Source organism: Staphylococcus sp. GDY8P57P (assembly GCF_017892585.1).
In the GTDB taxonomy this organism is placed as follows: domain Bacteria; phylum Bacillota; class Bacilli; order Staphylococcales; family Staphylococcaceae; genus Staphylococcus; species Staphylococcus borealis.
Genome location: NZ_JAESLK010000050.1, coordinates 1 through 3,276, shown reverse-complemented (window position 1 = coordinate 3,276; position 3,276 = coordinate 1). Strand labels below are relative to the sequence as shown.

Here is a 3,276-nt window from a genome sequence, read left to right as displayed (position 1 = left end):
TAAGTAGTTCAGTTTTGGAGTACAAAAAGTGAAAATGTAAACCTAAATGAGTATCAAATTGCAACTGAATTTGATACTCGTTTTTTATTGTTAAATCAACGTTTGTTGTTAATTTACACCACAAAATGTAAGTTAAAATGTATATAAAAATGCGAACGTGAAATAATTATTGTAGGAATGCAAATTGGTGTGTTAAAATGGTTACAATTTACTAAGCAAAAAGGGGTGCATTTTCCTATGCAATTTCTTGAGCCAAAAAATAAGAACGCTAAGTCTGTGGATTGGGAAATATCAGAGCAAGTAAGGGTGATAGTTAAGCAATACGCTGAATATGCAGAGCGTACTGAAAGCGAAGCAGTGGATGAATTCTTATTGAACATTTTAGACGATAAGAAGTTTATTGAATGGATTGCCAACAAGCGAAGTAATAAGCGGATTGTTGAAAAAATGGGTATCAAAGATAGAGTGGGTTGATAGACAATGACCAAGCTTAAAAGATTAGCCACGAAGGAAGATGAAATTGTAGATGTTAAAATTCCGATTTCAAACGAAGAATTAAAAGATAGGGCTAAACAATATGATTTATTAACTCCAAAACGATTTGCAACAAGGTATAACAAAATGTTGTTCTTGCCAACGTCTTTTAAATGGAACGGTTCTGAATATCCCATTCAATATAATTACTGCATCAATCCGTTTTGTTGTAATTTTGGGAAAGAACAGCACAAATTCAAAGATGTAAAAGGGAAACCAAGTCGATATAAAATGACTGGTAGTTCCAAAGATAAAGGTCATAAAGGTATGTACTGCAATGACAATCCTATTGGCAGAGGTGTATCGCAAAACTGTACAGTAACCCCTTTATCTAATTGGTCTGTTGTTGAAGAAATTAAACGCCTTATAGAAATCAATAGCATCCAAGATGTTGAGCCAGATTATCAATTTCATAAAGAAGGCTGCTCGGAAGAAGAATCAACCCCATTCAATGAGCCGAAGCAATTTTACAAAAGGGGGAAAAGTAGGGGCAAATCTCAACGCTATCAATGTAAGGCGTGTAAGAAGTTCACTAATGTTCTACCAAAAAGAGAAGAAACCACTACTTATCACCAACAAAAGAACACCATTCTTCCAATGTTCGCTAAGATGGTTGTTGGAAGGGTTTCAGTCAGTCGTACTTGTGATATTTTAGGAATTGGAGTTGGAACCTACTATCATAAGCTGGAGTGGCTGTATAGGCGTTGTTTGGAGTTTTTAGAACGATATGAGACACAACCCCTTCAAACAAAGAAATTTAACGAGATGTGGCTTAATACGGACAAGATGCACTACTACCTAAATAACGTCCGTAAGAAAGGACAAGGTTCAAAGAAATATACGGGGTTTGAAGACCTTAATATGCAAACGTATATAGTTGTATCTGCTGAGGTCTTATCAAGATATGTGTTCCGTTCTGATGTTGCCTATGATTGGAATATTTCAATGGATGAATTAAATGAAGATACAAGAAAATTCAAAGAAGACCATCTCAATACTTTTAGTCGTAAAAATGATAGGTTAGATTGGTCTTATTATCCACAAGAACCATCCGCTAACGATAGCGAAAATAGGAATGCTTATCTTCACGAATTAGGGAAAATTACTAATAGGAGTAGATTTGTCGATGGTTTAAATGTTGATGCTCCTTATACTACAACTGCTCACTATTGGTTAATTAAACAAATGGTTAATGCCGACGAATGGCGAATGATTAGTGATGATGACTTCTCTATTAGAAACGCCTTTTATAGAGTATTCACGAAAGAATTAAGGTTGAGCGATGCACATCATTTTATTTGCCAAGTTAACAAGACGAAAAGCAGAAAACAATGCTTAAAAGAATTCGGACAAGCAAAAGCAGAACTGCTCGATTGGGGAGATATCAGAGGATTCAAAACAAAGTTTCTACGGACTTTGGCATCTCATTATCTAACTGAATTACTAACAAGTCATCAATTCCACGAAGAGGCTATTAGTAAAGATGGAGAAAGATATCGCAAATATGCCGATAACCCTATCAAACATCCATTAGCCACTAAGGATAAAGGATTTTATTCAGTTGATTGTAGAACGGATTTATCTGCTCTGGAACCAAACGAAATCGCAAAGATGCTATTAAATGTTAATGACCATTCGACCAATAGCTTTATTCAACAGATAAGACGTTATATATCATCTCTTGAAAGACCATTAACAACAGCTCGTGGTGATAAGAAGAGCTATATTTACGCTAACTTCAATCCGAAGTATGCTCAATTTGCGATTACAATTCTAAGAACTTACTACAACTTTTGTCGCCCTTTTAAATCAGCGGATAAAAAGGTTTTGACACCTGCTCAAAGATTAGGGATTACAGATAAACAATTTGATTGGAAAGATATAATTTATTTCAAATGACAAAAAGAGCTTGGAGTAATCCCAAGCTCTTGTGCTTTATCTTTACTGTTCTTCTTCAATTAACGCACCCGTTAACTCAATAAGTTTTTTCTTTCATATACATGAAAATAGTAGTTATACGGATTTTTAACATTCTTTATCCCTTTTTGGGCAAATACCTCATTCCATTCCTCATAATTCACTTCTGGAAAAAAAGTATCTCCTTCGAATTCATGATGTATTTTTGTGATGTACATTTTCTCAACATAAGGGAAAAACAAATTATAAATCTGTTCTCCTCCGAAAATAAAAATTTCTTCTTCGTTTTTACATAACTCAAAAACATCTTCTATTGAATGAACAATTTCACAACCATTAAAGGTAAACCCCTTATCTCTCGTCAGAATAATATTTCTTCTGTCAGGTAAGGCTCTTCCGATTGATTCAAGGTTCTTCCTACCTAATATTATCGGATGTCCCTTTGTAGTATTTTTAACATATTCCCAGTCCTTGGGAATCCTCCAAGGAATGTCATTCTCTTTGCCAATCACTCTATTCTTATCCATCGCAGCAATCAAAGAAACTTTCATTTATAACACAGCCTTTTTAACTAATTTACCATCTAATTTCTTATTTCTATCAAAAAACCTTTTCTCATTATCCTGCCCGTTAGTTGAATAAGCAATTTTTTCTATAAGTTATATTATCATAATACCACAAAATCACAAATTTTCATTCAATTATCATTTTCAATTGCATTTTATAAATCATTTTGTATGTAATTTGGTATGTAAGTTAAAATGAAAAAAGTAGTCCATTTTGAAGTACATTTTGTCATTTTGTACTCCAAAACTGAACTACTTA

Annotated in this window: 3 protein-coding genes; 2 read left to right on the top strand and 1 reads right to left on the bottom strand. The window is 33.7% G+C overall.

Going from position 1 to position 3,276, the window contains the following annotated elements:
- Positions 1-237: 237 nt before the first annotated feature.
- Both KA878_RS12995 and KA878_RS12990 read left to right on the top strand, forming a co-directional pair.
- The gene (locus tag KA878_RS12995) at positions 238-474 is read left to right on the top strand and encodes a hypothetical protein (protein WP_001159903.1); all 237 of its coding nucleotides are present in this window, start codon (positions 238-240) and stop codon (positions 472-474) included.
- Between the two features lie 6 nt (positions 475-480).
- Entirely contained in the window at positions 481-2,433 is a 1,953-nt protein-coding gene (locus KA878_RS12990; protein ID WP_000163792.1) for a hypothetical protein, read from the top strand.
- A 71-nt stretch (positions 2,434-2,504) separates the two neighbouring features.
- Here KA878_RS12990 and dfrG read toward each other — a convergent pair whose 3' ends face one another.
- Positions 2,505-3,002: a trimethoprim-resistant dihydrofolate reductase DfrG gene (dfrG, locus tag KA878_RS12985; RefSeq protein ID WP_193838860.1), complete on the bottom strand. Its 498-nt coding sequence runs from the start codon at positions 3,000-3,002 to the stop codon at positions 2,505-2,507.
- Positions 3,003-3,276 lie beyond the last annotated feature (274 nt).

What these genes read in the sequence shown, in the direction of transcription:
- KA878_RS12995 (WP_001159903.1), top strand. Translation starts at nt 238, where the DNA reads ATGCAATTTCTTGAGCCAAAAAATAAGAACGCTAAGTCTGTGGATTGG.
- dfrG (WP_193838860.1), bottom strand. Translation starts at nt 3,002, where the DNA reads ATGAAAGTTTCTTTGATTGCTGCGATGGATAAGAATAGAGTGATTGGC.
- KA878_RS12990 (WP_000163792.1), top strand. Translation starts at nt 481, where the DNA reads ATGACCAAGCTTAAAAGATTAGCCACGAAGGAAGATGAAATTGTAGAT.